This window comes from Bradyrhizobium sp. 17 (assembly GCF_023073515.1).
In the GTDB taxonomy this organism is placed as follows: Bacteria; Pseudomonadota; Alphaproteobacteria; order Rhizobiales; family Xanthobacteraceae; genus Bradyrhizobium; species Bradyrhizobium canariense_D.
The window spans coordinates 1-6,504 of the sequence record NZ_JADPJQ010000046.1; the positions used below are offsets into that span (position 1 = coordinate 1).

The window sequence follows — 6,504 nt, forward strand, 5'->3', positions numbered from 1 at the left end:
CGCCAGCAGTGTGGCTTTGCGCAATTCGTCCAGATCGGTCATCTTCCTCGCTCCGACATTTCGTATCGTAATGTAATCTTCGATATTATCAGAGCAGCTTGCAGAACTGTCAACGGGCATCGGACAATTCTCGAGCAGCGCGCTAGCATCGTCGAAAGCAGCTGTAGATCGTATCATTATCTGCAGGCAGTGTTCACGGACAGCTCCGCTGTCTTCGACGGCATCCAATTCACTGATGCATGCCGAGACGGAGCAGCAGGATTGCGTGCGAATTTGAGGCGTCGTAAATCTGGTAAGCGGCGGCACCTCACCGAGCGAGCGAAGTTGTCGGTGAGGTGGGTGGAGGCCGCCGAGGGTTGATCTTCAGCGAAGCAGATTTGACATTCTCGCTGGCGTCAGGATCGCGCGTTCGGATTAGGTGAAATTGGTCAGACGTCCTGCAGCTTCGACTGACTCTACATCTGCACTTCGATCAGCCGTGGGCCGGGCTCCGACATCGCTTCCGCCAAGGCATCGTTGAATTCGTCGGCGGTGGTAACCGCGCGACCCGGAACGCCCATGCCCTTGGCGAGGGCGACGAAATCGATCGTCGGCCGGTCAATCTTCAGCATGTCCTGCGCGCGCTGGCCCGGCTCACCGGCACCCACATTGTCGAACTCGCCGCGGAGGATCTGGTAGATACGGTTGGCGAATACGATAGTGACGACGTTGAGCCCTTCGCGGGCCTGCGTCCACAGCGACTGGATGGTGTACATCGAGCTCCCGTCGCCCACCATGCAGATCACCTTCCGGTCCGGGCAGGCGATCGCAGCGCCGGTTGCGACCGGCGTCGAGAAGCCGATCGAGCCCCCCATGTTCTGAAGCCAATCATGCGGTGCCGCGGCGGCCGTCGGCGGGAAGAAGCCGCGGCCGGTCGTGACGGACTCGTCGACCATGATCGCGTTCTCGGGGATTGCGTAGGCGATCGCCTGCGCGATCGTTGTGAAATTTATCGCACCGGTCGGCTTGGCCAGCTCCTGCAAAGCCTGCGGCTTGACGTCCTTGGCAATCGCATGCAGCGCGCCGGCGAGCGCTTCCAGCGCCGCGACCGAATTCTCGCCCCACGAGGTCATGCGATGCACGTCGCAGCCCGCGGGCTTCAGTATGCTCGGCTTATTCGGATAGGCGAAGAAGGCCACTGGATCGTCGGCCTCGACCAGCACGATGTGTCGGAACTTTTCCAGGATCGGCAGCGCTTGCTCAATCACATAGGGAATGCGGTTGATCGAGAACCGGCCGGTGCCCCGCGCCATGCGCGGTTGGAAGGTTTGGCCCATCACGGTGCAGCCGGTCTTGCCGGCGATGCGCTCGGCTAGCGCCAGCCCCTGCGCGGTCAGCGCGCTGCCGGTCACCAACAACAGCGTCCGCACCGCATCCTCGTGCAGGATCTTCGCCGCGGTCTCGACGGCCTGCGGCGAATAGCTCGGGCGCTGCTTCTGCGGCGGCACCTCGGCGATGCCGTCCGCCTCATTCCATGCGGTATCAGCGGGCAGGATCAGGGTCGCAATCTGCGGCGGCGCGCTCTTGGCAGCGGCGACCGCCGCGGCGCCGTCGGCGGCCACCGACTTGGCATCCGGCGAGGTGCGCACCCAGGCCGACATCGGCCGCGCCAGGCCCTCAATGTCTGACGTCAGCGGCGCGTTGTAGCCGATGTGATAGGTCGCATGCTGGCCGACGATATTGACGATGCCGGAATTGGCCTTCTTAGCGTTGTGCAGATTGGCGAGACCATTGGCGAGGCCGGGCCCGAGATGCAGCAACGTCGAGGCCGGTGTGCCCTTCATGCGGAAATAGCCGTCGGCGGCGCCCGTCAAGACGCCCTCGAACAGGCCGAGCACGCAGCGCATGCCTGGGACCTTGTCCAGCGCGGCCACGAAATGCATCTCCGAGGTCCCGGGATTGGTAAAGCAGACGTCAACGCCGCCCGCCACCAACGTCCTCACCAGGCTTTCCGCACCATTCATATGTTTACTCCCTTTGACGAGCGGTCGCGTTTGCTTTGAGAGCCGACATAAGCTGCCGAGTCTCCAAACGCGCCGCGGGCTTACCGCCTGTTGCTGATCTCTCTGAACCACCACACGTGGCACATGAACCGCTATACCCCTGAAAATCGCCGCGGCGCGCTATCGCATTCCGCAATCGGTTTACAATATAAGATATTGCCCTCCGCTACATCATGTGAATCGCCATGTCAATCGCCGCGCGCGGGCGTACGGCGACAGAATCGGCAATTTTCAGGCTCACACGGATAGTCTCATGGGTAAGCGTCTCGCTCCTGGACTGGGAACAACGACACACACTGGCATTATCGCGCGCGCCGATCGGATGCTGTGGCTGCTTATAAAATTACGTCGACGTTGCAATTCGGTCAGCCTGACGACTGATCGAGTTGGCGAGCACTATGCATAAGGCGAAGCGGTCAAGCGTGAGTGGCCGCTTCATTCTTCCAATTAAACTTGCCGGGGTGAGGGGCTCCTCAGCGCCTCCCCAATCCTTAGGCGGGCTGCTCGCGCGGGCCCGGCGCTAGCATCCCAATAGCACGCCATAGCAACCGGTATCCGCAAGTCGAGTAACGAGCAGTTGCTTGCTTGCTCGCTCTACGAGATCCGCCGCTGCGATGACGAAACTTGAACTTACACTGAAATGCGCCCCGTAATACCGCGGGTCGAGGTCCGCGGACATTCTCGACATCTCAGAAGAAGTTATTGGCATCGGTAGCAAGTTGGCCGATGCCGACCGCCGGACGGCACCCCGAACACTGCGTGGGGGCTGGTTCGTCTGCAGCAGGGCGACCGCCATCAATCAGGCAACCGTCATGTTTGGCCGCAGCGTTTAACTCCACGGAGACTCGATGAAAACAGATTTTGTGGCAAGGACGATTGCTTCCGCGAGGTCGTTGATGTCAGACCGTGACATTGCCGTGGATAGGGCACCAGCGCAGTATTGCGTGAGCAAAAGTCCCTCCCCGAGCAGCTTGAATTGTATCTTGCTGAGGGCAGCCTTTTGAATCGCCGAAGGGTAGCAGCTGCGATAATCCGTGATCGGGCTAGTAAAGGGATGTAGCCGAAACAGCGAGCCGAAGCCGGTCACCTGCGCGGGGATTCGGTCCTTCTTGAACGCTTCGTTCAAATTCTGCCGCAAAGTGGAGCCCAGCGCGTTAAGGCGCTCGACTGCCTGCGCGTCAAAGGCTCGCAACGCTGCGGTGCCAGCCACCATGGTAAGGGGATTTGCACTGAAAGTACCGCCAAGGGAGACGAGCGGCTTGGCCTTGGTGTGATCAAAAACAGCCATGTGGTGTGCCGGCCCCGCAATCGCGCCGACCGGCAGCCCGCCGCCAATCATCTTGCCCAGCGCCACAAGATCGGGCTCGAGCCCAAAAACGCTATGTGAGCCACCATACCCGAAGCGGAAAGAAATCACTTCGTCGAGCACCAGCAGAATCCCGAGCTGTCGGCACGTATTCTGCAGCATATCACGAAACGTCTCGGTTGGGGGGACCATGCCCGCACGCGAGGTCACCGGGTCGAACACCACGCACGCCAAGCGCGCCCCATTTGCTTCGAGTAGACGGCGGGAGCCGTCGACGTCGTTTAGTCGTAGCACGACCGTGTCATTAACGACGCCAGCGGGCGTTCCCGCATCGTGAGCTACGCCCAATGGCTCTGTGTCACCCCAGTTAGCGGGAGTCGGATCCAGGCTGACCTCAACGCAGTCGTAGGCGCCGTGATAAGCACCTTCGAACTTGGCGATTGCCGGACGACCAGTGATCGCACGCGCGGCCTTGATGGCGAACATGACGGCCTCGGTACCGGAATTGACGAACCGTACCTGCTCCAGCCGTGGGGCACGCCGACACAATTCCTCGGCCAAATCGATTTCTGCCGTCGTCGGCAAGCCGAATGCTGTACCGGCATCGATCACCTTATGAAGAGCGTCGACAACCGGCTGGAACGCGTGTCCATGAATCAGCGAAAACATGTTGTTGTTGCAGTCGAACAGACGGCGACCATCGGCGTCGGTCACCCAAGCGCCTTCGCCACGCAAAGCATACGGCGCTTGGGGCGCAAAGAACGTTGCCCCCCGCATACTGCCCCCCGGCGTGATCACTTTAGACTTTTCGAAGGCCATTTTCGATTGCGGCCCGATCGGGGACACCCGATTGTGGCCGTGTCCCTTATCATTCGTAGTGATGTTTCCAGGCGTACTCATCGATAGCTCCTCAAGATCGTAGTGATGGTTTGCGACAGCGGATGTCATGGTTTTCGCGTTCAATGCTCAAGCTCGCGATGCTTTGCTGGAGAGATTCGTCTTTTGGGTTTCGCTAGAACGGGCGGCGAAGTGAATGAGCTCAGAGAGAGACCCATTCAGGCCTCCGCCGTATCCTACGCCAGCTCGAGGGTTGGTCCGGCGTTCGATCGTCTTATGCATTGCACGCCGACCAGCAAAGTTTAGCGAGCTTTCAGCCAATTGCGGGCAACCTAGGAAAAGAGGGCTTCCTTCGCAGGTTGGACCGCACGCTGCCGATCCAGTGGCTGAAATCGTCGGTACCGAGCTATGATCGCCGGATGCGTGGCGCGGCGCGTGCCATCCCATTATGTTCATATCTCGAGATCATTCGCAGTAGTCTGCGTATGTAGATGGTTCCGACCACGATCGCGCCAGCGAATTGGCTGAAAGGGACTTCAACGCCAGCGCATCTCCTCAGTGTCAAAGGAGCCGGCAATGGGATCTGCGATGGCCATCAGCTCTCGTTTGAGCACCCGCGATTTGGTATCGGGCCGGGGAAGAGCTGGAATGAAAGCAATGTATCGCGGCACCTTGAAGGCAGCCAAACGCGCACGCGCATGCTCGAGAATGCGCTCCACCAGCAGATCTGCTGGCGTGACGCCCTCCTTGAGCTCCACGTAGATCTTGACCTCCTCGCCCCGCTTGACATCGCGAACTGGCACCGCGGCGACATCCGAGATCCCGGGGATTTCGCAGATAATCGCTTCGACCTCGCGCGCAGCGATATTCTCGCTCGAACGACGGATCATGTCCTTCTTGCGTCCGACCAGCCAATAGAAGCCATTTTCGTCGCAGCGTAACAGGTCACCCGTCTTGAACCAGTCCCCCTCGAACGAGTTCGCGTTCGCTTGCGGGTTATTCCAATAACCCTTGAGGATTCCGCGTCCCTTCACCCAAACCTCACCGATCTCTCCAACCGGCGTAGGACTGCCGTCATCATTGACCAGCCGCACCTCGCGGAAGGGTGCGCGTATCCCCACCGAACCGGATTCCGCCATCTCGCCAAGATCGTTGGGCAATATGGTGCCGAACGCGATTTCTGTCATCGAGAAACCGTCGCCGCTAGCCACGTGAAACCGCTTGCGGAAGCGGGCTAGCGTCTCGGGAGTCCAGCCCCAATTTATGGTCTGCTTGAGCGAAGTCGTTCCGTCGATACCCTCGGCCTCTGCCTGGCGTGCAACCAATTCGGGAAACGAACACCATTCGATGCCGTATTGTTTGATCCAGCCAAGCAACCGCGTCGAGCTGATTTGCGGAGCCAGGTAAAGCGTTCCGCCTTGCCGGTATGACTTCAGAAGATGGGCTTGCGGCTCGCCGTAGGAGAAGGGCCCCATGGAGAGATAGCTCTTGTACGGCTCGCGATCCATGGACGCCCACTGGTAGGACCCTATCCCCCACCGTTCGTGCGTCAACATGCAACCCTTGGGAAAACCCGTCGTCCCCGAGGTGTAGTTGATGTTCAGCAGATCGTCGGGGCCGACATCCTCGTTAACTGGAGACTCGTCCGCGCCCTTGAGCAGATCATCCAGGGAAGCACACGTCCCGCTCGTCGATGGGCGTTGGCCAACAACAATGACCCGCTCCTTCGAGAGGTCTTGCGGCCATGGATCCATAGCCGAAAACACTGCCGATGAGGACTCATCAACGACGGCAAACTTGGCCTGCGTGTCGCTAAGAACATATTCAATCTCTCTTGGCGTCAGGCGCTTGTTGATTGGCACCATCACGGCACCGAGTTTTGCAAAGGCAAACCAAAGGATCGGGAACTCGATCCGATTTGGCAGCATCACACCAACGCGATCCCCCTTCCTCACTCCAAATGCCCGTAAAGCATGGGCATACTTATTGGACCAGCGGTCCATCTCCGCGTACGTTGCGCGTTCGCCGCGCTCGAAGACGTTGATCGCAGTGGCTGAACCGTGCGTTCGCGCTCGCTCTGAAACAAGCTGTCCAACCGTGATCGTCTCGTATGCAGCCTCCAGCGCCTCAACCTTGCGCAAGGCGCCCGCCACCCGATCCCGCAGCTGAGACGATTTTGTAGAGGTCATTATAGCATCCTTGGAATTCAGAGACTGGCGAGAGGCATCGCTGCCTTGACTGGGCTCGAAGCTCGCGGCTCACCAGAGCCAGCGTCCGGTATCCTCGAACTCCCAAGTTTCAGTCTCGGTCGCACCAAAT

At 59.7% G+C, this 6,504-nt stretch carries 4 protein-coding genes; all 4 read right to left on the bottom strand.

Annotation, left to right across the window (positions count from 1 at the left end):
• On the bottom strand, nt 1-228 hold a 228-nt coding region (locus tag IVB13_RS08350; RefSeq protein WP_247488319.1), incomplete at its 3' end, for a hypothetical protein.
• Nucleotides 229-455: 227 nt separating this feature from the next.
• On the bottom strand, nt 456-2,003 hold the full coding sequence (locus tag IVB13_RS08355) for an acetolactate synthase large subunit (RefSeq protein WP_247488321.1): 1,548 nt from the start codon (nt 2,001-2,003) through the stop codon (nt 456-458).
• A gap of 868 nt (nt 2,004-2,871) precedes the next feature.
• Nucleotides 2,872-4,248, bottom strand: coding sequence for an aspartate aminotransferase family protein (locus IVB13_RS08360; RefSeq protein ID WP_247488323.1), 1,377 nt, complete (start codon nt 4,246-4,248; stop codon nt 2,872-2,874).
• A 473-nt stretch (nt 4,249-4,721) separates the two neighbouring features.
• Entirely contained in the window at nt 4,722-6,374 is a 1,653-nt protein-coding gene (locus IVB13_RS08365) for a class I adenylate-forming enzyme family protein (protein ID WP_247488325.1), read from the bottom strand.
• Between the last annotated feature and the right edge of the window lie 130 nt (nt 6,375-6,504).

Coding starts and splice junctions, on each gene's coding strand:
- IVB13_RS08355 (WP_247488321.1), bottom strand. CDS start 2,003: ATGAATGGTGCGGAAAGCCTGGTGAGGACGTTGGTGGCGGGCGGCGTT.
- IVB13_RS08360 (WP_247488323.1), bottom strand. CDS start 4,248: ATGAGTACGCCTGGAAACATCACTACGAATGATAAGGGACACGGCCAC.
- IVB13_RS08365 (WP_247488325.1), bottom strand. CDS start 6,374: ATGACCTCTACAAAATCGTCTCAGCTGCGGGATCGGGTGGCGGGCGCC.